Genomic DNA, 21,747 nt, shown 5'->3' with positions numbered 1-21,747 from the left:
AGCGCAGATGACGACGGCCGATTGGCAAACGAAGGAGCTGACCCCCGGGCAGCTCTCCGAGCGTAGTGGAGTTGCAGTGTCCGCGTTGCACTTCTACGAACGGGAAGGTCTCATATCGAGCCGTCGGACCAGCGGTAATCAACGCCGCTACGCGCGCGAGACCCTGCGCCGCGTGGCCTTCATCCGCATCAGCCAGCGCGTGGGCATCCCGCTGAGCGAGATCCGCTCGGCCCTGGACCGCCTCCCCGAGGGCCGCACGCCCACCCGCCGCGACTGGGAGACCCTGTCGACGACCTGGCGCGAGGACCTCGACGACCGCATCGTCCAGCTCACCCGCCTGCGCGACAACCTCACCGGCTGCATCGGCTGCGGCTGCCTGTCGCTCGGCTCCTGCAAGCTCGTCAACGAGCACGACCGCCTCGGCGCGGAGGGCCCCGGCGCCCGGGTCCTCGACGTGCAGCTCAACTGCCCCACCCGCCAGGTCTGCGAGTAGCTCAGCGGTCGAGGACGGCGAGCATGCCCGCGACCGCGCGGGGCCAGGTGAACTGTTCGGCGCGGGTGCGGGCGGCGCGACGTCTGCCCGAGGTGGGCATGGCCAGGACATCGGTGACGGCGCGGGCGAAGGCGCGGGGGCGGTCGGCGGCGATGGCGCCGCACTCGGCGGTGACGATGTCGGCCAGCGCGGAGGAGCGGCTGGCGACCACCGGAGTCCCGGCGGCGAGGGCCTCCAGCGCGGCAAGGCCGAAGGTCTCGTGCGGGCCCGGCGCGAGCGAGACATCCGCGGTGGCAAGGAGTTTCGCGACCATGGCGCGGTCGCTGATGAACCCGGTGAAGTGGACCGCGGGCGCGCCGCCGGGCAGGGCGGGCAGGGTGCGGGCCCTGCGCTCCAGCGATTCGCGGCGGGGCCCGTCACCGGCGACGACCAGGCGCGCGGGCACCCCGGCCCGATGCAGCGCCCCGACCGCCTCGATGCTCCGGTCGACCCGCTTCTCCACCGACAACCGCCCACAGTGCACCAGCATCGGATGCCCGGCGACGCCGAGGTCCGCCCGCAGACGCTGATCGCGGCGGCGCGGGCTGAACAGATCGAGATCGACGCCCAGCGGTACCAGTTCCACATTGGGCGCGCCGATCCGCTGGAATTCCTCGCGCGCGAAATCGGTGGTGCACACGACCATGTCGTAATCGTCGGCGGTGCGCCGATTGGCGACGTCGGCGCAGCGGCGCGCGGCCGGGCCGGGCAGGAACTGGCCGAGCAGCCGGTCGAGGCGTTCGTGCGAGATCATCACGCTGGCGACCCCGCGCCGGCCTGCCCAGCGCCCGAAGCCGCGCAGGGTGAGCCGGTCGGAGACCTCGAGCACGTCGGGCCGCAGGCCGCCGAGCACGTCGGCGACGCGGCGCGGGTCGGCGGCCCGGTAGCCACCGGTGCACGGGATCGCCAGCGCGGGCAGGGTGATCCGCAGCGCGCCGGTGGGCAGCACTTCCTCGCTGCGGCGCGGGCCGGGGACGATCAGCACCACCTCGTGTCCGGCGGCGACATACCCCTCGCCGAGGTGATGCAGCGCGGTGCGCAGGCCACCCGAGCGCGGGCCGTAGAAGTTGGCGAGCTGCACGATGCGCACTCCCCGATGCTTCAACGACGCGGGTGCACCCCGGAACCGGCCGGGACAACACGGGGTGAACAGCGAAGAAAGATGCGGCTAACCGGCTTCGGGATCCTCGGTCCACACGCGCAGCAGGCCGTGCCCGGAGGCCGCCGTGGCCAGCGACACGAGTTCGGCCATGGCGAGAATCCACTCGCCGCCCGCGAAACGCACCCGCAGCGTCAGCCGCTCGATCACGCCGGGATCGCGCGCGACCCGCGCGCAGGCGGCGCGCAACGCGGCCAGGTCGCCCGCGTCGATGATCGGTCGCTCCACCGCCCACGGCGCCAGCGGAGGCGGCGGCTCGACGACCCACTCGTAGATGATGGCGCTGGACAGGGTGATGACGCCGACCCCGACGTCCACGCGCTGGGACACCGCGCGCAGCATCGCCAGTTCGGGATCCGAGACCGTCGTCTCCCAGCCGTGTTCGGGCAGCGCGTGCATCAATCCGCTCACCCGGCACACCCGCGGCGCGGCCCTGGCGACCATCTGGAAGCCGCGCAGCACGTCGTCGTCGCCGAGCATGTCGACCACGCCCTGCCAGCAGCCGCCCGGCTCGAGCGCGGTGGCCATGGCGAAGTACTCGACCCGACCGTCGAAGCCGACCATCCGGCCGAAGGCATCCGGCGGCGTGCGCACCACTTTGACCTCGGCCGGATCGCGGGCGAAGATCAGCTCCTCGAGCCCGGGCCCGTGATAGGCGAGCTCGGAGTCGGCGGCCCAGTCCCACGCGCCGACGCGACGGCGCGGCGGCACCGGGGCCTCGGCGTCGCCGATCCACAGCTGCACGCCGTGGACCCCGTCGAACGCGCAGCGGACCGGCTCGGCGACGACGAGCTGCCCGTCGACCACCTCGCGCACCGACACCTGCTCCGCCCGGCACCGGCGCACCGCGGCGAGCGCGAGCTCCGCGCGCTGTTTTCCGAACCTGCGGTGCAGCCAGACAGGCCCAGCCCACTGCCGTGTCAGCGCGCCCTCCGCGACGACGGTCGGCGGGAGGTCGTCGACGAGGGTTTCCAGCAGCAGCCAGTCGCCCGTCGCCCGTGCGGTCAACTCGGGGCCACGCCGCGACCCGCGCGTGGAAGATCGAGGTCGAGCGGGATCCGCCCCTGCCGCAGCTGGGCTTCGACCTCCTCGGCGGGCATCGGCCGCGCGATGAGGAAGCCCTGCGCGCGGTAGCAGCCCAGCCCGACCAGTGTCCTGGCCGCCATCGGGGTCTCGACCCCCTCGCCGACGACGCCGAGCCCGAACGAGCCGGCGAGGCCGATGATGGATTTCACGATCGCCAGGTCGTCGTTGCTGTCGCCGAGGCGCTGCACGAAGCCGCGGTCGATCTTCACCGCGTCGACGGGCAGAGCCTTGAGGTGCGACAGCGAGCTGTAGCCGGTGCCGAAGTCGTCGATGGCGATCTGCACGCCCATCCGCTTGAGCCCGCGCAGGGTGAGCCGGGTGCGCACGAGGTCCTGCACGACCACGTGCTCGGTGATCTCGAGGCAGACCGAGCTGCCGTCGATGCCGAACAGGCGCAGGATGTCGTCGATCCGCTCCACGAAGTCGGCGCTCACCAGCTGCACCGGCGACACGTTGATCCGCATCACCACATTGGCGGCCAGCCCGCGCCGCCGCCAGTCGGCGAACTGGGAGCAGGCCGAGCGGATGACCCAGCGGCCGAGCTCACCGGCCAGATTGGTGGCCTCGGCCACCGAGACGAACGCGCCGGGCGGCAACAGCCCGCGCGTGGGATGCTGCCAGCGCACCAGCGCCTCCAGCGCCACGATCCGGCCGGTGCGCAGGTCGACCTCGGGCTGGTAGTGCAGGATCAGCGAACCGTCCGACACCGCGCTGCGCAGGTTGAGCTCCACGTCGTCCTGGAGTTCGAACTGCGCGCGCATGGCGTCGGTGAACACCGCGACGCCGTTGCCGCCGCCGGACTTCGCCGACAGCAGCGCGTGGTCGGCGCGGCGCAGCACGTCCGACACCGAGGTCTCGCCCGGAATGCCGAGCGCGACGCCGACACTCACACCCCGGCTCACCGATTCCTGGCCGACCGAGACGCGGCGGCCGATGACCTGCTGGATCCGGGTGGCCTCCAGTTCGGCCGCGACCGCGTCCATGGTCGCCGCGGGCACGATGACGAATTCGTCGCCGCCGAGGCGGGCGATCATGTCGCCGGGTTCGAGGTTCTGTTCGAGCCTGCGCGCCAGCGTGCGGATGAAGTTGTCCCCCGCGCTGTGGCCGAGGAAGTCGTTGAGCGCCTTGAGCCGGTCGAGATCGAGGAAGAAGGTGGCGACCGGGCCCGCCTCGCCGGGGCGCAGCCGCTCCTCCATGTATTCGAGCAGCGCGCGGCGGTTGGCCAGGCCGGTGAGGTCGTCGTGTAACGCGATGTAGCGCAACCGTTCCTCGGCCACCACGCGCGCCTGTAACTGGGCGAACAGCGCGGCGATGGCCTTGAGCACGTTGAGTTCGCGCTTGGTCCACTCGCGGTCGCCCATCTTCACGAACCCGAGGACCCCGGTCGACTCGCCCCGCGAGACCAGCGGCACGCAGGCCATGGCCACCTCGGGGATGCCCGAGGACTTGCGGATCGTCTCCTGATAGTCGGCGCTGTCGCGGCTCGGCCGCACGATCAGCGGCTCGGTGGCGTACTCGAGGGCGGCGAAGACGGAGTCGGCATGCTCGAACTCGACCGTGTGCAGCGGGTCGGGGTCGGGGGCGTCGTCGCGATGCGGCCATTCGGCGACCAGCACCGTCGCCCGCTTGACGCGGTCGGTGTGGCGCAGGTAGCTGAAGTCGACGTCGAAGTGATCGACCAGCTCGGCGAGCACCCGCTCGCTCGCCGCCACCATGGTCGTGGCGTCGACACCCATCAACTCGGAGGCGACCTGGGTCACCAGTGAGTCGAGCGTTCGCCGAGGCACATTGTCTCCGATCCGCGCTATCCGTCGTTCCTACTGCCGGGCACCGGCAACCGTCGACTGCGAACACTCGCAGCCGCGGCGTAGCTCAGACGAAGAACCAATGCCACGTTCTCATCATCGGGTATCCCCAGCAGGTTGTGGAAATGCCTCTGAATCCCGGCAAGTGTATCTGTGAACTCGGGAGAAACGCTGCGCAAATCCTCCCACCCGCGCGCGTAGAGGAACACCGGAGACACCGGCTGCACCGCGAGCCCCAGCAGTTGCGCCCGCAACCAGACCCGTTCCACCGCGGCGCCGGCGCGGGCGTAATCGGCCAGATCCGGGGCTCCACCGGCCCGCGCCCGGACGCAGACCGCGACCAGCGCGGAACTGGAGCGCACCCGGTCGACGGTGAATTCGCCCAGCGCCGAACCCGCCGACCACTCGCGCAACCGGTCCATCACATCGGTGCGGCGGCCGACCTGTAGCTTGGCCAGTTCGTCCGGGGCCGGGTCGAGGGTGCGCACATCGATTCCGGTGCGCGGATCCTCCCCGGGCCAGCGCAATTCGGCGTAGAGCTGTTCGTGCAACTGCGGGGTGAGATACCGGACGCGGTCGCTGGACCCGAGCAGTTCGGCCGCCTCGGCCAACCCGTCGACCCCGGTGACAGCGCGCACGGTGGCGTCCTCGGCCCCCGCGGCGGAGCGCAGCGCGGGCAGCACGGTCCCCGGCAGCGGTGCCGCCGAACCGAGTCGGCGGTTGGTCTGACGGTCCAGCGCGAGCGGGTAGTCTGCGGCCAGGTCGTTGTCGGTGCCCTCGGCGAGCCGCAGGCGGGCGAGCAGCGGCGTCGCGGGATCGTCGACGCGCAGTTCGGGCGTCCCGAGCAGCCCGAAGGCCGCCGCGGCGACCCTGGCGTTGTGCAGCGCGGCACCGACGGCCACGGCACTGCCGCGCAGCTGGACGTCCAGCGCGGTCGTCGCGCTGGGATCGAGCGCGATCTCCACCAGCCGGTCCGTGCCGCGCAGCCGCCACGGCTGCGTGTTGCCGCCGGAGGGTGCCCGCTGCGCGCAGGACAGGATGGCCGCCAGCGGCTCGGTGGGCGGCGCCTCGTCCGGGTCCTCGGCCGCGTCCACGCACTCCTCGAGGTGGCCCGGCTCGGCGAGGGAGTCCAGCGCCGCCTCGAGATCGACCCTGGTGCGGCCGGAGGACAGCTTGGCGCCGAGCCCGATCCGGCGTACGGCGGCGGCCACGATGGCCGCGCCCAGTTGCACGTCGCTACCCAATTGCGGCCACGTGGTGACGGTTTCGCCGACCTCGGCCAGGCTCGCCGCCATCCGCGCGGAGAGCTGGCCCGGGTCCAGGATGCGCACCACGTGCGGCGCCTTCGCCCTGGTGTCGAGGTCGGCCAGGTCGGCGCCGGTGGTGTCGCCGAGCAGGCCGTGGAAGGCCGGGCGACCGGGTTCGAGGTCGTAGCGTTCGACGTCGAAAAGGCCGCGGTCACTGGTGTCCATGAGCAGCGGGATGCGGTGCCGCTGTGCCGCCTCGCGTACGGCGAACTTGATGTCGAGCGAATCGCATTCCTCGACCACGATCGAGAGTCCGTCCACGAACGCGTCGACGGTTTCGCTGAGCACGCCCGCAGTCCAGATCTCGACGGGCAGGTACGGATCGAGCTCGGCGATCCGGCGGGCGGTCACCACCGATTTGTTGACGCCCACGTCGAACAGCCCGCCGGGCACCCGATTCAGATTCGACAGCTCGATGGTGTCGAAGTCGGCCAGCCGCAGCCGTCCGCAGGAGGCCTCGAGCGCGAGGGTGAAGGCCACCGAATGGCCGACGCTCTGCCCGACGACGCCGACCGTGAGCCCGGCCAGCCGCCGCTGTTCGTCGCGGGTGAGCTTGTTGCGGTTGCGGTCGAGCCGGATCGCGTGGAAGGCGGCGGGCCCGAGGACGGCGACCAGCGTGTGCCGCCACGGGTAGTAGACCCAGCGTTCCTCGTCCGGGTCCAGGCCCGGCGGCGGGCCCGTGAGTTCGGACAGCTCCGCGCGGAGTCCGGTGCGCAGGTCGACGACGCGGACGCCGACCGCGTCGGTCAGCTGCCGCAAGGTTGCCGCGTCGGCCCGATCGGCCGGATCGAGCACGAGAGGGCGATAGGCGTTGTCCGGTGAATCCAGTTCGATCATCGACGGGCCCGACCAAGGAACCGCGCCACCGCGACCCATCCGCCGGTCGGGTGAACCCACCGCAACCCCGCGCCGTCGCGCGCTGCTTCGACAGCCATCGTGTTCCTACTCCGTGCTACGCGCCCGCGCGCGGTCCGCGTCCTACCGATGCCGACAGGTGCAGTATCCGCTATGCGATGGGTTTGCACCACAGGAGTGGCTAATTTTCCGGAAACATCTAGGGCGATGTGGAGTATTCGCAGGTCAGAACAGGTAAGCCAGTGGGTAGTCCGAAAATCCAGACCGGACGGTTCGAAATCAGCTAATAATTAGCTATCGACGGTGATGGAGACGAAGAGTTCGACGGTGTCGGGGCCGTGCCAGACCTCGATCTCCTCGCGATAGGCGCGCGAGATCTCCGCCGAGGCCGTGGCGTCGTCGACCTGCGCCCAGACGTCCTCCACCGGGTCGTGGTAGTCGCCGTTGGGCGCGAAGCGGGCGTAGATGCCCTTGGGGACATACACCATGAGATCACCGACCGGCACCTCGTCCGGCGACGCGAATTCCCGCGCGACCAGCGCGTTCCAGTTGCCCGCCGGGTCCGGCACGTAGACCGTGTGCAGCGGCTCGCCGCCCTCGGGCCGGTCGCGCAGGCGGTCCTTGAGGAACTCGATCAGGTCGCTGTTGCTCACCTTGAAGCTCGGATGCACGCGCGGTACCGCCAGGCCACCGTAGAGTGCGCCGGCGCGCACGACGATCGTGTAACTCATCGCGGATCTACCGCCAGGTACAGATCGATCTTGTAGGCGTGCGGGTAGCACTCGAAATCGCCGGTGTGGGTGCGCTTGATCTGGTTGTGTTCTTCCGCGTAGGCGATCTGCGTCCACAGGTCCGTCATCACCTGCGGAAAATTACCGACCGAGGAGAATCTGGCGTAGGTGCCGCGCGGCAGGCGAGCCGCCAGGTGTCCCCGGGTGACCTGTTCGAGCGAGTCGCACTGGTAGCCGACGATCTGCGTGTTGTAGGTACCGAGGTCCCCGGAGAAATCGGTGTATGCGCTGGCGAGGCGGCCGCCGAGGTCCTGGTGGAGCACCGCGGACCAGGCGGCCTCGAGATCTCGGTCGCGCAGCTCACCGAGCGCGCGCTTGGGACTGCGGACCGGCAGACCGGCCACCCAGGTTTCGTCCCGCTCGACGATTTCGAACTGCATTGATGACTCTCTCGAAGGGTCGGCTCGGTTGCGCCATGTTATCAATCACGATCCCCGACAGTGGTGACACACCGAGTTGTACTGAGTCCCACCTAACCACATCTGAGCTGGACAAACGTCCACCACCACGCGGCGACACCGCTGGGTATTGTCCGATTCACCTCCATGCCCTAGGCTCCCGCGCTCGTGTGGATACGCGCGGTACTGGAGCCGCGAAAAGAAGTGGTGCGGTGGGCGGTCATCGTCGTGATCGCCGTCCTGGCCGGGTATCTCGCGGTGCTGCTCGGCGACCCTCGGCACTTCTACACCGACGACACCGAGGCGCAGTACGTGCCGATGTGGCAGCTGCTCGGCAACGAACTGCGGGCGGGCCGCTTCCCGGCGATGGTGCCGTGGGAATGGATGGCGGGCAACTACAGCCTCGAGGAGGCCGGGCTCTACAACCCGGCACAGCTGCTCGTCTACCTGCTGGCCCCCTCGTTCGACGATCTCGCCCTGTACGCGACCGCGGTGAAGTTCGTGTTCTCCGCCATCGCCGCGCTCGGCGTGTTCCGCATCTGCCTGGCCTATGGCGCCAAGGCGCCGCTGGCCGCGGTGGCGGGCGTGGCCTTCCCGTTCAGCGGCTGGTTCCTGTTCTTCGACGAGGCGAGCTGGTTCACCTCCCAGACCGGCACCGCCTGGCTCGTGCACGCCTGGGCCTCGGCCGTGCTGTACGCGCGCGGACGCAGCGGCCCGATCCCGCTGTTCGTGTTCCTGTACCTGGCACTGACCATCCAATACGCCTTCCCCGCTGTGGAATCCGGGCTGATGATCGCGGCCGTCGCGGCGGGTGAGTACCTGTACCAGCGCCGGTGGGCGCCGGTGCTGCGGGTGCTCACCGCGTCCGGTCTCGCGGTGCTCGCCTCGCTGGTCGCCAATCTGCCGATCCTGCTGTCCTCCCAGGCCACCTGGCGCGGTGACGTGTCGACCATTCACAACGACCCGTTCCTGACCGTGCCGTGGTCGGAGTCGCTCAATGCCAGCCTGCCCAGCACGGTGCCCGCGTTCACCGCCTGGTGGGGCCACGTTCAGCCGCTGCCGATGGTCTACATCGCCTGGTTCGTGATCCCGGCGCTGGCCTTCATCGACTGGAAGGCCGCCGCCCGCGCGGCCGCCGAATGGAGCGGGATCGCGCTGTTCGCCGTCGCCACCCTGATGTGGACGGCCGGCCCGGGCGCGATCGGCCCGCTGCGCTGGCCCGCGCGGGTGCTGCCGATGCTGGCGATCGCGCTGCTGGTGCTGGTGTGCGTGCTGCTCAGCCGCTACGGGGCGTTCGATTCCTCGCGGCGGCGGTACGCGGCGGCGGGTGTGCTGATCGGCCTGCTGTTCCTGCGATCCTTCTCCGCCGCACCGAAACTCGTCGAGCGGCACGTCCTCGGAGTGGCGGCCGTGGTCGCGCTCGGGGCCGCCGCGCTGTGGCTGGCACGCACGCGGGGCCTCGCCGCGGCCGCCGCGCTGACGATCCTCGCCACCGGACCCATCGCCTTCGCCCAGGTGGCGGCGGCGCCGACGACCCCCCTGTCCTACGGGTTCCCGGAACGCCGTTCGGAGATGACCGCCGCCTTCCCCGATTTCGGCGGTCGCACACTGCAATTGGCGGACCGGATCGCGGTGCGCGACGAGGAGCGCACGCTGGCGGGCACCTACGGGTCGATCGCCCTCGGCAGCTACGCCAAGAACCTCGGCCTGCAATACGTGAACGGCTACACCCCGGTCGGCCACGCGGCCTTCGCCGGCCTGCTCTGCATGGCGTGGGACGGCGGCACCTGCCCCGACGCCTACCGCAGGGTCTTCGCCGTCGAGCCGTCGACCGATACGCCGATCGTCGACCTGATGCGCCTGGATCGTGTTGTCCTGCAACGCGCCCAGTACCCCGACGCCGGCCACCAGCCCGCGCCCGCGGGCTGGAAGTTCGTCGACTATCCGGGCCACGAACACCAGATCTGGGTGCTGGAGCGGGTGAACCCGCTGCCCTCGCCCGGGGACCTGATCGCCCACGAGTCGGGCGTGCACGCCACCGTGATGGCCGAGGACGGGCTGACCAACCGCGCGACGGTCTCCTCGGGGACCGGCGGCCGAATCGTGCTGTCCCGCTTGGCCTGGCCGGGCTACCACGCGACACTCGGCGGCCAGGAGATCCCGGTGCGCGCCGTCGCCGGGACCTTCGTCGCGGTCGACATCCCGCCGGGCAAGCGCAACGCCGAGCTGGTCGTCACCTGGCGCCCGCCCGGTCTGTCGATCAGCCTGCCGAGCGCGGTGCTCGCGCTCGTCGGAATCGCCCTGCTGCAGTGGTGGTTCCGGCGCAGCGGACGCGACGAACGGCGCGGCGCCGAGCCGGTGGCTCAGCCCGCGCCGGTCGCCGTCGAATCCTGAACGCGCGCGGCCTGATTCAGGCGCCGATGCGCGCGGCCAGGTGCGGCCACGCCTCGTGCAGGTCGGTCTCGAACTGCCCCCAGGTGTGCGAGCCGGTGGGCCGGTGGACGTGCGTGGCGGGGATGCCGAGCTGGGCGAGGCGGCCGGCGAAGGCGGCGGTGCAGGCGCCAGCGATGGCCTCCACCGGCGGCATCGGCAGGCCGTGATCGTTGGGGCCGGGAATGCCGGTGGCCGCGGCGAGGAAGATCGTCTTGCCCGCGAGCCTGCCCGCGTTGGCGAACACGTCGTGGGCGCGCCAGCCCGGTCCGCCGGGCAGGCCCCACATGTTGCCCGGGTTGCCGCCGCCGCGAACAGCGACGGCGCTGGCCAGCCCGATCCCGGCCGGATCCGCCGACCAGGGGCAGCCGCTCAGCGCCGCGACCGCGTCGAAGCGCGGGCCGCCCTGGATCGTCAGGTCCAGGGCGGAGGCCGCGCTCATCGACACCCCGACGATGGCGTTGCGGCCGCTGGCGCCGAGCGCGCCGTCGATCACCTCGGGCAGTTCCTGGGTCAGGTAGGTCTCCCAGCGCGGGCGGCCCAGGCTCGGGTCCTCGGAGATCCAGTCGGTGTAGAGGGTGAACGCGCCGCCCACCGGCATCACCACGTTGACGAACTTGTCGGCGAAGAAGCCGCGCACATCGGTGTCGTCCCACCAGGAGATCCCGTCGGCGCCGCCGCCGGCGCCGGTGAGCAGATACACCGTCGGCGCGCCCGCACCCGCGGCCTTGATCACGCGGTTCTGGATGACCCGGCCCATCGCCGGGGAGTACACATCGAGCTGGACCGCCCTGCCCCCTAACGGCACCTCGCCCGCCACCCGCGCGCCGGGATCGGCATTCGCGTTGGCGCCGCCGAGCACGGCGACGAGAGCACACACCACAGCAAGCCACAGTCTCGATGCAGTCACCACCCCGGTATACCCCGCGACATGGGCGAAGACACCCTGCCACGCCCCGGCTCGACGGCTTCGATACCCGAGGGTGACCAGGGTCACCGAGAACTTTCAGACACGGACAATGGCGTTCACCACCTGCGGATATCCGTCATGCGTCACAGATACCCGGACCGAAAATGAGGTGATTCCTGTCGGTGGGGACCGGAATACTGGCCCGCGCCCGATGAGTTGGAACGACGAACCCCGTCTCTGCTCATGAGGTGCCGAGGACCCACCGTCCGTGACTCGGCATCGGGCCGCCACGCGCCCCGCCCCATTCGTTGCCCATGGAGGTACCCCCGATGCCAGCCGATCTCGCCACACCGAAGAAGGGTGGGACACCGCTCGTCATCCGGGTACTCGTCCTCGCGACCTTCGTGGTGATCCTCAACGAGACCATCATGATCAACGCCATCCCCCGGTTGATGGCCGATCTGCACGTCACCGAGGTGGCCGCGCAGTGGGTCTCCACCGCGTTCATGCTCACGATGGCCGCCATCATCCCCACCACCGGCTGGTTCCTGCAGCGGGTCAGCACCAGGCAGGCCTACGCGACCGCGATGGGCGTGTTCATCGCGGGCACCGTCATCTCGGCGCTGGCCCCGACCTTCGCCGTGCTGCTGATCGGCCGGATCATCCAGGCCGGCGGCACCGCGGTGATGATGCCGCTGCTGATGACCACGCTGATGACCGTGGTCGCCGAGCAGGACCGCGGCAAGGTGATGGGCAACGTCACCCTGGCCATCTCGGTCGCCCCGGCGATGGGTCCGGTCATCTCCGGCCTGATCCTGCAGGTCGCCTCGTGGCGCTGGCTGTTCGTGATCATGCTGCCGATCGCCGGCGTGGTCACCTGGCTGGGTCTGCGGCAGCTGGAGAACGTCGGTGAGCCGGAGGCCGGTTCGATCGACGTGCTCAGCGTCGCGCTGGCCGCGCTCGGCTTCGGCGGACTCGTCTACGGCCTGAGCCAGTTCCACGGCGGCAGCTACACCACCGCGGGCCTGATCGTCGCGGGCGGCGTGGTGCTGGTGGCCGCGTTCGCGCTGCGCCAGCTGCAGTTGCAGCGCAACGGCACTCCGCTGCTGGACCTGCGGGTGTTCCTGTCGGGCACCTACGCCAAGGCGCTGGTGCTGATGGCCGTCGCGTTCCTGGCGATGATGGGATCGATGATCCTGCTGCCGCTGTACCTGCAGAACCTGCGGCACCTGAGCCCGCTGGAGACCGGCCTGCTCGTGATGCCGGGTGGTCTGGCCATGGGTCTGCTCGGCCCGACCGTCGGCAAGCTGTTCGACAAGTTCGGCGGCCGCGTGCTGGTGATCCCCGGTTCGATCGGCATCGCGGTCTCGCTGGCCGGGTTCACCCAGATCTCGCTGTCCATGCCGTACTGGCAGCTGCTCGGCCTGCACATCCTGCTGATGGTCTCGCTGGCCGCGGCGTTCACCCCGGTGTTCACCCTCGGCCTCGGCGCCCTGCCGATGCACCTGTACTCGCACGGCAGCTCGATGCTGGGCACCCTCCAGCAGGTCGCGGCCGCCTTCGGCACCGCGCTGGTGGTGACGGTCATGTCCGCCCGCAGCACCTCGCTCATCGACGAGGGCACCGACCCGACCACCGCCGCCCTCGACGGCATGCGCCTGGCCTTCCTCGTCTCGGCCGTCCTGGCCCTGGTCGTCATCGCGATGGCCGTCCTGCTCCCCAACCGCTCCGCCAACCCGCACGGAGCACACGGCGCGCAGGACGCCGAGGAACCGGCGGCACCCGAGCTCGTCAAGAACTGACGCCCAGATCGAAAGATCCCCTGGTCGCTGTCGGTGGCCAGGGGATTTTCCGCACCTACCATCGAGCAGCGCGGAACTCAGCTTCACCAAACTCCGCAAGCCGTAGTTGTCCGGAGCAACCGACGGAACTCGGAAAACTTCACCGTGATATCGCGGAAGCAGGGGCCATACCTACAGCGTAGGGGCGATTCCGTCGGCTGAATCCTCGTCTGTTGCGGCCCCAGAGTGCCGCTACTAGGCTGGCGCTGAAGGCTTGGGGAGGGGACACGCGTGGCGGGGGAAGACGAAACACCCGGGGCAGCTTTCGCGATGGTGCCGGACGATGTGACTGATGCCGGTGTCTATATCCAGCAGGTCGCGGAGTCCCTGATCAACGGGCTCGGCACGCTCGACCGCGAGGTATCGACTGTCCTGGACAGTTGGACTGGTGCGGCAGCAGAGGCATTCGGGGACGGCTGGACTGAAACCAAGAAGGGTGCCGCAGACGTACTGAACGCCCTCACGACGATGGGCGAACTGCTGGGCATCGCAAGTAACGCCGTTGCCAGCCAAGACATCTCGAACTCCGATGCTTTGAGTTCGCTCGACCTACCACAATTGAACATGTGATGGCCGACGACTCCCACGACTTCACCTTCGACATCGATGAGCTGGAACAGCTCATCAGCCGCGCCAATGGTTTCATCGGCTTCCTCACCGAAAGCCTCGACGGCATCAACAACCGAATCGCCTCTATTCAGGAAAACTGGCAGGGGGTCGCCGCTGACGCCCAAGAGGAAGCCTACCGAGAATGGGCCACCGGGGCTGCCACGGTAATCGAAGGACTCACCCAGATGTACAACGCCGCCGTCACCGCGCGCAACGCATACAGTGCGGCACAGGAAGCCAATTTGAGAATGAGCGGTGGCTGACTTCCATGGCCGCAATCTCGCCGCAGTCCTATGAAAGTGCGGCCACGGCGTGCTACGACTTGTCGGAAAAATTTCAAACCGTCTACGAAACGCCGTAAACCGTACTTTTGGAAACAAGCGCAATGGCAGGTGGCTACGAAGCAGTCAAGCCGTGGTCGAAATCCTACGATGACCGCGCCGCCGCATTGACAATGGTTGCAACCAACTTCGCACGGGCCCTGCAACACTATGGGGACATACTGAAGGCGTCCAGCTACAACTGGAAGTCCTCCGAATACACAGCGAACCGCAATCCCAATAAGGGCGACCCACCGGCATTGCCTACCGGAATCCCGTCCGAGCTGCCCTACGGCGCGGGTGCAGTCGTCGGTATAGCATCGTCGGGAGCCTATACCAATGGTCTTCAAACAGACTGGACCGAACTACAGGACAAGGTCACCACACTTGTCACTGGCGGCCAAGTCCCCGACGGGGATACCGACAAACTCGCACGCGCCGCAACCATGTGGCGTACCTTCGCCAACTCAGACCCTCTCGAATACGGCGTGGCACGACTACAAACCGTCGCTTCCGGACTGGAAAAAGGCTTCGGAACCGACGTCCCGGACGACATCCCGAACCACGCGGCCAATCTCCGCAAGCTCGCGGACAAACTCCGCGAAATCCGCACCGCTGCGCACGACATCGCCACTGCAGCCGAGACCCACAACACAGCGTTGGCAAAAATGCGCGCAGACATCAATACCCAATTCGCAGCGGTAGTCACTGTCACAGCGATATCGATCGGGCGTTCGATGGTGAATGTCAAGGAGCAACCGGCGAAGGAAAAGGCGCCGAGCAAGCAACAACAGTCGCCCAACGACAACAAAGTCGACATAGATATCGACTTTCTCAACGACGCCGCCTGGGCCATCGCCGGACCCGCCAACACATTCCTCACCACCCTCAGCACCCTCTCTTTCAGCACCGCTACGCTGGCAAACGGCGATCTTCTGACCATCGTCGAGCTGCCGATAGTGATCGCCACCGCGAAGCCCGAGAACGATGTCACGTTCACTGACCCACGCCGGCCACACCTCGGCGGCGACGGAAAGTACCACGTGTCTGACGGGGATCGCGAAGTACAGATTGACGACCCCAATGACACTTCCAGAACCATTACGGATATCGATGAGGTCAAGAACGGAGTACTTTGGGAGGAGAAGTCTGCCACCAATGCCGCCGATGTTGATAAATGGATCGCAAAACAGGTGGAGAAGAAGCTGGGATCTTATATCGACGCTCGCCAATACATCGATGGCTATGAACAGGCGCCAATCGGGCTCGGTTCACCTCACCTGGCGCTGATCCCGAGTTCCGGTCAGCTGTGGAGGCTGCGGTCGAGAACATGCGTGCCAAAAATCCCGGCGTCCAGATTCTGGTAGAGTGGGCATAATGAGCTACGTATTCGATGTCGATGACCGGACGGTATGGAGCCCGTCTCTGCGCGTGGGCGATCTGTTCGTACGCATACACACTGACATCTGCTCGGTCTTGAACTTGACGACCGGAATTACAGCGATTGCCAGCGACATGTACGAAATAGACATAGATATGTTCGAGGAAACCACACTGATCGTTTTCAACGAATATTTCTCATCTCAGAACACCGCTTTTAAAGCGATGCTGGGCGCAACACTTGGCCCGGCTGTGAATATCCTCAATTACTGCGGGCGTCCACCGACGCCGAGATCGAATGACGAACAAGCCTTCATCTCCTGGGCGGCTAGTATCGGGATGCCGCGGTAACGCTCGCACGCCCGGCCAGCCTAATCCAGGCGGTGGGCAAGATCGTCTGCGAAATCATACTGCTCATCGCGACCAAACTGCTTGCGGCGACATCCTCCCGCATGTCGTACGCTCTCTGGCTCCTGACACGTTCGGTCCAGTGAGCGTCTTTCATCGTCAGGTGGTGGCTTGAAGCTCTCGTTCGTGGAGTACGTGGATCGCTCGCACGATCAGCCCTGCTTTGAACGGGCAGCAGCCCGCTACTCGGACGAACAGGCTCGAGGGCCAGCGTAGCTCGGACATGCCCCGAGCACATCTGTCCGCGTTCCGGGATGGAATCGGGCACCGGGGATGGGTATCGTGACAGGCCGAAGGGGCGGGGGACTCCCCGGCGCGAGGGCAGGACGAGGTCGAGGAGGGGCCGCGATGCGGTGCAGTCTGGTGGTGTCGAGCGCGATCGGTGTGCTGATCCTGGCGACGGGGTGCGGGACCACGGACGGGGAAGGTTCGACGGGGACCAGCACGGCGAGTGGGCAGGCGACGGCTTCCGAGGTGCCCGCCGGGTTCGATCCGTGCAAGGACATTCCGAAGTCGGTGCTGGACTCGGAGGGGTTGCATGCGGGCAGCTCGAACAACAACGCCGACTACGACGGTGCGGGCGGGATCAAGTGGCGCGGGTGCAGTTGGGTCGTGTCCGATGGATACGGGGTCGGGATCACCACCACGAACCTGACTGTCGACAAGGTGCGCGCCAATACGAAGCTGACTGTGCGCGAAGACTATTCCGTCAATGGCCGAGCCGCCTTGGCCACCAGCCGAGCTGATGAGAAGAACCCACGGTCGGTCTGCACGCTGAACGTCGACATGCAGGGCGGGAGCATCGAGTTCTCGCTGGACAATCCGGATTCCCGCCGGAAGACCGGCCATATGGACACGTGCGCGCTGGCCCGCGGCCTCGCGGAGAAGATCGTTCCGTTGATCCCCGCAGGCGCGTGACCGGGACATATCTGCTCAGCGGGAGAAACAGGGGGAAATAGGCTGTGACCGGGGAACGTCCGTTGCAGGACCTGCTCGATGAGGCCCAAGCGGGCCAGCTGTCGATGAGCTTCGGCGGCTCGATACGTGTCGATGCCGAGGAGTTCGTCAACATCGAACGGGAATGCCAGACCTTCAAAGATCTGATCATCGAGCTCCAGCGAACCGCACGCGACATCTCGCTACGCGAAGTCTGGGGCATCGGCGAGGCGGTCGCCGAGCTGACCTCGGCGCAAACCCTGGTCCGCCGCTTCCGCGAGAAGGGCCAGGGTTCGGAGAACAGCGTCCACGCCGTCCTCGAACAGCACTACCAGATCGTCGACGACCTCCAGGTCCTGCATCGCACGATCGCGCAGAAGTACCAGGAGACCGACTCCGAATTCGCCTCCCGCTACAACGAATTGATGGCCCAGGCACCGCAACCCGGCACCCCGGGCGCCCCCCGAGACGACCGAGCCTGAGGACGCGACATGGCTTTCGAAGATCCGCAGATCGTCACGAGAGAACTCACCAAGGAGTTCAAGCTCGACCAGATCCTCAACGCGTTCGATCCGTTGCAGCCCACCGACAATGCGACGGCGGCGGCCGCGCAGTATTCGCAGATCGCGCAGAAGTGGCGCGAGGGCGTCACCACGTTCGCGGCGCGGATGAATCGCGCCAGCGCCGCGGCGTGGGAGGGCCCGGCGGCGGAGAAGTCGCGCACGGCGATCACCAACTACACCCAGCGCGCGACGGATCTGACCCCGGAGCTGGACGCGCTGGCCAACCGGGTCGCCGAGACCGCACAGGCGATCACCCTGACCAAGCAGAACCTGCCCGAGAACGTCGAGAGTTTCAGCTGGACGTCGCCGAGCACCTGGTTCGGCTGGAAGGACGACGACCGCGAAGAGGCGGAGGAGAAGGCCAGGGAGGTGATGGACACCAACTACCTCAACCCGTTCGTCGCCACCGACCAGGCGGTGCCGCGGCTGTCCACGCCCGTGAGCCCGACCAATCCGCTCTACGGCGACACCGACGAGGGCACCGGCGGCGGCAACGACACCGACAACGGGGGTTCCGACGGCACCAGCGACGGTGGCGGCGACGACCAGGGCAGCGCCACCGATCCCGCCGCCACCACGGAGACGCCGACGGAGGAGCAGGACCCGACGACCGAGGACGAGTCGACCGACGACACGACCGACGACGACGAGTCCACCGACGACGCCAGCGACGACGACACCACTCCCACCAGCGCCACGCCGACCGACACCACCCCGGCCGCGACCACGCCGACCACCGGATCGCCCTCGACCGGCGCGCCCGGCGGCGGCACGGGCGGCGGCGGAACCGGTGGCGGCGGAGGCGGTTCGGGCGCGCCGGGCACCGGCCTGCTCTCCCCCAACCCCGGCCGCAGCGTGGCGGGCGCGCCGACCACCGGAACGCCCGCTTCGGCGGCGGCCGCGGCGGCCGCCAACCGTGGCGGCACCGGACGCGCGGGCATGCCGGGCATGATGGGCGCCCCCGGTGCCGGTCGCGGCAAGGGTGAGGGCGACGACGAGCACAAGATCCCGGACTATCTGATCACCGCCGAGAACACCGACGAGTTGCTCGGCGAGCAGCCCCGAACCATCGCGGGCGGAGTGATCGGTGGCGACGCGCCCGCCGCGACGACGCCACCGCAGCAGCACTGACCGAAGTAGGAGAACCGCCCGACCATGACCGAATGGGTCTGGGAGCCAGACGATTTCGCGGCACTGTGGTACAGCGAGGGGATCGACCGATTCCCTCGTCCGCTGCATCTGCTGAGCAAGTTCCGCACGCTGGAGGAGTACGAGGCCAACCGCGCGCGGGTCCGCGCCACCCTCGGCCAGGACGAGCTGATCCGATTGGCCCTGCACACCTTGACGTTCGGGCAGTTCCGGGTCGAGATCAAGGGCGCGTCGACCGCGACGGATCAGGGTGCGCTGCGCCAGTACCGCATCGTCGGGGCGCAGCATCATCAGCATGCGGTGGTGCTGGCCCAGGCCACGGTCGACGAGGTCGACGGTCCGATCCACGCCCGCCTGTTCCCCGCCGACCAACTCCCCCAGCGTCTTTCGGCCCGTATCCCGACCTGTAAGCCGGGCACGCACCCGGTGCTCGCGGTGCCCGCCGCGGAGCTCCAGGCACCGCCGGGCCCGCAGTCCTACGCCAAGCGCACTCCCCGCGAACAGTTCGAGGCGCTGGCCCGCCGCCCGATCGACGGCAGCGGCCACGCGAGCCTGTTCGTCGGCCACATCCTGGACCGGCCCGCGCCCTGGTACACCACCCAGTGGATCGACGTCACCGCCGACGGCCGCTACCTGGTGGTCCGCACCCCCGAACGGGTCACCGTCCGCCCCGCCACCACCCCCGACCTCACCGCCGGCTTCACCGGCTGGATCGACCGCACCCACCGCCGCCTCCGCGAAGCCGAACCGGCCGACTGGTGAACCTCGGCGAAGGCACGCGGCCCGACGGAGTGCCTCACGATCGACACTGGTACAGCAATCCCACACCATTGATTGCAGGGGTGGAGAGGAGCAACCGATGACTCACTCCGGGAGACGCTGTATTTGATGCGCTCGCCTGCCAACGCCGCGCGCCTCGCTCAGGGGATCGCACAGCTCGAATAACCGTGCCCGCTACCCAGGTGGCCGCCGACTCGCGCTGACCGAGTCGGCTGCACCGGGATTGGTGAGAGTCAGGATTCGTCGACGGTGAGGGCGCCCGACGGGCACGTTTCCACCGCTTCGCGGACCGCGGTGTGGTTCGTGCCCGGGGTGGGGTCCAGGAGGAGCACTCTGCCGTCGGTGTCGTCCTGATCGAAGACCGCCCCCGCGAGCAGGGCGCACATGCCCGCGGCGATGCAGCGGTCCCGGTCGGCCGCGATGCGGAGCCCGCTCATGACCTGTCCCAGGTGACCGGAAGTTCGTGGACGCCGTAGATGTTCATGTCGGAGCGCAGCGGCACCTCGTCGGCGGGAACGGCCAGTGCCAGGGTCGGGAAGCGGCGCAGCAGGCCGGCGAAACCGGCGCGCATCTCGATGCGGGCCAGCTGCTGGCCCAGGCACTGGTGCACCCCGTGGCCGAACGAGACGTGACCGCGGGCGGTGCGGCGCACATCGAGGGCGTCGGGGTCGTCGAAGCGCAGCGGATCGCGGTTCGCGGCCAGCAGTGAGACGACGACGGTCGAGCCCGCGGGGATCGTCTCCCCGCACAGTTCGATGTCCTCGGTGGCGTAGCGGTAGAAGATGTCGGCGACCGAGAGGTAGCGCATGAGCTCCTCGACGGCGCCCGGCATCAGCTCGGCGTCGGCGCGCAGTGCGGCCAGCTGGTCGGGATGCTCTAGCAGCGCGAAAGTGCCGAGCGCCAACATGTTCGCGGTGGTCTCGTGGCCGGCGAGCAACAGCAGGAAGGCGATGCCGACCAGTTCCTCGATGCCCAGGTCCTCGTCACGGGCCAGGTCGGACAGGATGTCCTCGGTCGGTTCGGCGCGTTTGCGGGTCACCAGGCCGGCCAGATAGGTGGTCATCGCGCCGTAGGCGGCCATCTTCTCGCCCAGCTCCTGGTCGCGGACGAGGAACTTGGCGGTGTTGTCCTGGAAGGTGGCGCGGTCTTCGTAAGGGACACCGAGCAATTCGCAGATCACCAGCGAGGGCACCGGCAGCGCGAACGCGGTTACCAGGTCGACCGGCGGTGCCATCGCGGCCATCTCGTCGAGCTGGCGTTCCACGATCTCGGCGATGTGTTCCTCGAGCTGGCGCATCCGCCGGACGGTGAAGGTGCCGGTGAGCTTGCGCCGCAGCCGGGTGTGGTCCGGCGGGTCCATGGCGATGAACAGACCGGGGATCTGCGGCGACGGCTCGGTCTGCGCGGGCATGCCCGGCGTCTCGTAGGGCACGTGGACGATGCCGAGGTCCTGGCGCGAACTGAACCGGGTGTCGGCCATCAGTGCGCGCACCGCCTCGTAACCGGTGACGAGCCAGCCCTCGTGGCCGTCGGGGAAACGCAGCGGGCTGACGGGGCGGGCCGCGCGCAATGCGGTGATCGCGCTGGGCGGGTCGAACGGCCCGGCATCGCGATCCTGCGGAAGGCCGTGCGGGACAGGGTGGGTGGCGTTCATGAGCGATCCTTTGCCGAGTGGAGTGTTGTCGAGAACTGTGGGCCGCGGGACTGACACCGACCTGATACGGCGCTGACACGGCGCGGGCCGGGCGAGCACACGGGCCGCGCGAGGTCCGGCGCGGGCCAGGCGAGCACACGGGCCGCGCGAGGTCCGGCGCGGCCCGGTGTCGGTCGGGCGGCGGGGCTCACGCGGCGACGGTGTGCCGGATGGTGATGTCGCCGGAGGAGGTGCGCGCGATGACGCGGACCAGGTCGTCGGTGGGCGCGGCGACGACCGCGTCCATCAGATTGCGCACGGTGCCCAGCGCGGTGGTGGTCTCCAGGCGCACCGAGCTGCCGGGGCGGATCCCCACCTCGAGCTCGCCCGCGGCCGCTTCCAGCCGCAGTTCGCCGCGCGCCGCCTCGCCGATACGGATGTCGCCCTTGGCGGTCTTGGCGGTCACCGAGCCGAGCGGGCGCTCGATGACGATGTCGCCGAGGGAGACCGACAGGTCGCACGCGCCGAGCTCGCCCATGCCGAGCACCTGGCCGACGCCGGCCGTGCCGGTCAGCCGGGAGCCGGTGGGGACGGCGATGCTGACCTCGATCGACGGATTGCCGCCGAACGGGGTGCTGGTGCGCCAGGACTTCGGGGTCACCACCGTGAGGACGCCGTCGGCGAAGTCGACCACGGTCTGTTCGGCGGCGCGCACGTCGGCCTTCTTGGCGGGGTCGGCGGGCGCGACCTGGACGACGGCGTCGGCCCGATCGGAGGCGATCACAGTGATGCCCGCGGACAGGACATCGATGGCGACGGTGATCGGGGCGGCGGTCGGGAAGGTGTACATCGTGG

General features: G+C 68.7%; 21 protein-coding genes. 11 read left to right on the top strand and 10 right to left on the bottom strand.

Annotated features, from left to right (window positions below):
• Positions 1–7: 7 nt before the first annotated feature.
• The gene (gene soxR, locus DFR69_RS23405) at positions 8–493 is read left to right on the top strand and encodes a redox-sensitive transcriptional activator SoxR (RefSeq protein ID WP_110039761.1); all 486 of its coding nucleotides are present in this window, start codon (positions 8–10) and stop codon (positions 491–493) included.
• Position 494: 1 nt separating this feature from the next.
• Here soxR and DFR69_RS23400 read toward each other — a convergent pair whose 3' ends face one another.
• The 6 genes from DFR69_RS23400 to DFR69_RS23375 form a co-directional block, all read right to left on the bottom strand.
• Positions 495–1,622: a glycosyltransferase gene (locus tag DFR69_RS23400; protein WP_110039760.1), complete on the bottom strand. Its 1,128-nt coding sequence runs from the start codon at positions 1,620–1,622 to the stop codon at positions 495–497.
• A 78-nt stretch (positions 1,623–1,700) separates the two neighbouring features.
• Positions 1,701–2,699, bottom strand: coding sequence for a GAF domain-containing protein (locus tag DFR69_RS23395; protein WP_110039759.1), 999 nt, complete (start codon positions 2,697–2,699; stop codon positions 1,701–1,703).
• The gene (locus DFR69_RS23390; RefSeq protein WP_110039855.1) at positions 2,696–4,513 is read right to left on the bottom strand and encodes a putative bifunctional diguanylate cyclase/phosphodiesterase; all 1,818 of its coding nucleotides are present in this window, start codon (positions 4,511–4,513) and stop codon (positions 2,696–2,698) included. The genes DFR69_RS23395 and DFR69_RS23390 overlap by 4 nt, the downstream gene beginning before the upstream one ends.
• A gap of 68 nt (positions 4,514–4,581) precedes the next feature.
• Positions 4,582–6,726, bottom strand: coding sequence for an Rv1355c family protein (locus DFR69_RS23385; protein ID WP_110039758.1), 2,145 nt, complete (start codon positions 6,724–6,726; stop codon positions 4,582–4,584).
• A gap of 308 nt (positions 6,727–7,034) precedes the next feature.
• Positions 7,035–7,475, bottom strand: coding sequence for an AraC family transcriptional regulator (locus tag DFR69_RS23380; protein ID WP_110039757.1), 441 nt, complete (start codon positions 7,473–7,475; stop codon positions 7,035–7,037).
• The gene (locus DFR69_RS23375) at positions 7,472–7,915 is read right to left on the bottom strand and encodes a GyrI-like domain-containing protein (RefSeq protein ID WP_110039756.1); all 444 of its coding nucleotides are present in this window, start codon (positions 7,913–7,915) and stop codon (positions 7,472–7,474) included. The genes DFR69_RS23380 and DFR69_RS23375 overlap by 4 nt, the downstream gene beginning before the upstream one ends.
• Positions 7,916–8,101: 186 nt before the next feature.
• Here DFR69_RS23375 and DFR69_RS23370 point away from each other — a divergent pair, with 186 nt between their 5' ends.
• Positions 8,102–10,327 (top strand): glycosyltransferase family protein, encoded by a 2,226-nt coding sequence (locus DFR69_RS23370; protein ID WP_110039755.1) that lies wholly within the window; start codon positions 8,102–8,104, stop codon positions 10,325–10,327.
• Between the two features lie 16 nt (positions 10,328–10,343).
• Here the strand turns inward: DFR69_RS23370 and DFR69_RS23365 are convergent, their stop codons facing one another.
• Positions 10,344–11,273, bottom strand: a complete 930-nt coding sequence (locus DFR69_RS23365) for an alpha/beta hydrolase (RefSeq protein ID WP_244198416.1) — start codon at positions 11,271–11,273, stop codon at positions 10,344–10,346.
• A gap of 329 nt (positions 11,274–11,602) precedes the next feature.
• On the opposite strand from DFR69_RS23365, the gene DFR69_RS23360 reads away from it, so the two are divergent.
• The 9 genes from DFR69_RS23360 to DFR69_RS23325 all read left to right on the top strand — a co-directional run bounded on the left by DFR69_RS23360 (position 11,603) and on the right by DFR69_RS23325 (position 19,241).
• Positions 11,603–13,075, top strand: a complete 1,473-nt coding sequence (locus DFR69_RS23360) for an MDR family MFS transporter (protein ID WP_110039753.1) — start codon at positions 11,603–11,605, stop codon at positions 13,073–13,075.
• Positions 13,076–13,345: 270 nt separating this feature from the next.
• The gene (locus tag DFR69_RS23355; RefSeq protein WP_146229407.1) at positions 13,346–13,684 is read left to right on the top strand and encodes a WXG100 family type VII secretion target; all 339 of its coding nucleotides are present in this window, start codon (positions 13,346–13,348) and stop codon (positions 13,682–13,684) included.
• On the top strand, positions 13,684–13,986 hold the full coding sequence (locus DFR69_RS23350) for a WXG100 family type VII secretion target (protein ID WP_110039751.1): 303 nt from the start codon (positions 13,684–13,686) through the stop codon (positions 13,984–13,986). Before DFR69_RS23355 ends, DFR69_RS23350 begins: the two co-directional genes overlap by 1 nt.
• A gap of 122 nt (positions 13,987–14,108) precedes the next feature.
• Complete coding sequence (locus DFR69_RS34175; RefSeq protein ID WP_146229406.1) at positions 14,109–15,410, top strand: hypothetical protein; 1,302 nt, start codon at positions 14,109–14,111, stop codon at positions 15,408–15,410.
• A gap of 10 nt (positions 15,411–15,420) precedes the next feature.
• Entirely contained in the window at positions 15,421–15,774 is a 354-nt protein-coding gene (locus DFR69_RS34170; RefSeq protein ID WP_146229405.1) for a DUF6086 family protein, read from the top strand.
• 423 nt (positions 15,775–16,197) lie between these two features.
• Positions 16,198–16,749 carry a DUF3558 domain-containing protein gene (locus DFR69_RS23340; RefSeq protein WP_244198415.1) on the top strand — a complete coding sequence of 184 codons (552 nt, stop codon included), beginning with the start codon at positions 16,198–16,200 and terminating at the stop codon, positions 16,747–16,749.
• Positions 16,750–16,793: 44 nt separating this feature from the next.
• Positions 16,794–17,249 carry a hypothetical protein gene (locus DFR69_RS23335; protein WP_110039748.1) on the top strand — a complete coding sequence of 152 codons (456 nt, stop codon included), beginning with the start codon at positions 16,794–16,796 and terminating at the stop codon, positions 17,247–17,249.
• A 9-nt stretch (positions 17,250–17,258) separates the two neighbouring features.
• Positions 17,259–18,461: a WXG100 family type VII secretion target gene (locus tag DFR69_RS23330; RefSeq protein WP_110039747.1), complete on the top strand. Its 1,203-nt coding sequence runs from the start codon at positions 17,259–17,261 to the stop codon at positions 18,459–18,461.
• Positions 18,462–18,485: 24 nt separating this feature from the next.
• On the top strand, positions 18,486–19,241 hold the full coding sequence (locus DFR69_RS23325) for an ESX secretion-associated protein EspG (RefSeq protein ID WP_110039746.1): 756 nt from the start codon (positions 18,486–18,488) through the stop codon (positions 19,239–19,241).
• 251 nt (positions 19,242–19,492) lie between these two features.
• Here DFR69_RS23325 and DFR69_RS23315 read toward each other — a convergent pair whose 3' ends face one another.
• The 3 genes from DFR69_RS23315 to DFR69_RS23305 all read right to left on the bottom strand — a co-directional run bounded on the left by DFR69_RS23315 (position 19,493) and on the right by DFR69_RS23305 (position 21,742).
• The gene (locus DFR69_RS23315) at positions 19,493–19,696 is read right to left on the bottom strand and encodes a ferredoxin (RefSeq protein WP_110039745.1); all 204 of its coding nucleotides are present in this window, start codon (positions 19,694–19,696) and stop codon (positions 19,493–19,495) included.
• The gene (locus tag DFR69_RS23310; protein ID WP_110039744.1) at positions 19,693–20,913 is read right to left on the bottom strand and encodes a cytochrome P450; all 1,221 of its coding nucleotides are present in this window, start codon (positions 20,911–20,913) and stop codon (positions 19,693–19,695) included. The genes DFR69_RS23315 and DFR69_RS23310 overlap by 4 nt, the downstream gene beginning before the upstream one ends.
• Before the next feature lie 187 nt (positions 20,914–21,100).
• Positions 21,101–21,742, bottom strand: a complete 642-nt coding sequence (locus DFR69_RS23305) for a DUF4097 family beta strand repeat-containing protein (protein WP_110039743.1) — start codon at positions 21,740–21,742, stop codon at positions 21,101–21,103.
• Positions 21,743–21,747 lie beyond the last annotated feature (5 nt).

The organism is Nocardia neocaledoniensis (assembly GCF_003182135.1).
Lineage (GTDB): Bacteria > Actinomycetota > Actinomycetes > Mycobacteriales > Mycobacteriaceae > Nocardia > Nocardia neocaledoniensis.
This window is presented reverse-complemented; position numbering and strand designations above follow the sequence as displayed.

Coding starts and splice junctions, on each gene's coding strand:
- DFR69_RS23390 (WP_110039855.1), bottom strand. CDS start 4,513: ATGGGTGTCGACGCCACGACCATGGTGGCGGCGAGCGAGCGGGTGCTC.
- DFR69_RS23325 (WP_110039746.1), top strand. CDS start 18,486: ATGACCGAATGGGTCTGGGAGCCAGACGATTTCGCGGCACTGTGGTAC.
- DFR69_RS23360 (WP_110039753.1), top strand. CDS start 11,603: ATGCCAGCCGATCTCGCCACACCGAAGAAGGGTGGGACACCGCTCGTC.
- DFR69_RS23385 (WP_110039758.1), bottom strand. CDS start 6,726: ATGATCGAACTGGATTCACCGGACAACGCCTATCGCCCTCTCGTGCTC.
- DFR69_RS23375 (WP_110039756.1), bottom strand. CDS start 7,915: ATGCAGTTCGAAATCGTCGAGCGGGACGAAACCTGGGTGGCCGGTCTG.
- DFR69_RS23380 (WP_110039757.1), bottom strand. CDS start 7,475: ATGAGTTACACGATCGTCGTGCGCGCCGGCGCACTCTACGGTGGCCTG.
- DFR69_RS23310 (WP_110039744.1), bottom strand. CDS start 20,913: ATGAACGCCACCCACCCTGTCCCGCACGGCCTTCCGCAGGATCGCGAT.
- DFR69_RS23315 (WP_110039745.1), bottom strand. CDS start 19,696: ATGAGCGGGCTCCGCATCGCGGCCGACCGGGACCGCTGCATCGCCGCG.
- DFR69_RS23350 (WP_110039751.1), top strand. CDS start 13,684: ATGGCCGACGACTCCCACGACTTCACCTTCGACATCGATGAGCTGGAA.
- DFR69_RS23305 (WP_110039743.1), bottom strand. CDS start 21,742: ATGTACACCTTCCCGACCGCCGCCCCGATCACCGTCGCCATCGATGTC.
- DFR69_RS34170 (WP_146229405.1), top strand. CDS start 15,421: ATGAGCTACGTATTCGATGTCGATGACCGGACGGTATGGAGCCCGTCT.
- DFR69_RS23330 (WP_110039747.1), top strand. CDS start 17,259: ATGGCTTTCGAAGATCCGCAGATCGTCACGAGAGAACTCACCAAGGAG.
- soxR (WP_110039761.1), top strand. CDS start 8: ATGACGACGGCCGATTGGCAAACGAAGGAGCTGACCCCCGGGCAGCTC.
- DFR69_RS34175 (WP_146229406.1), top strand. CDS start 14,109: ATGGCAGGTGGCTACGAAGCAGTCAAGCCGTGGTCGAAATCCTACGAT.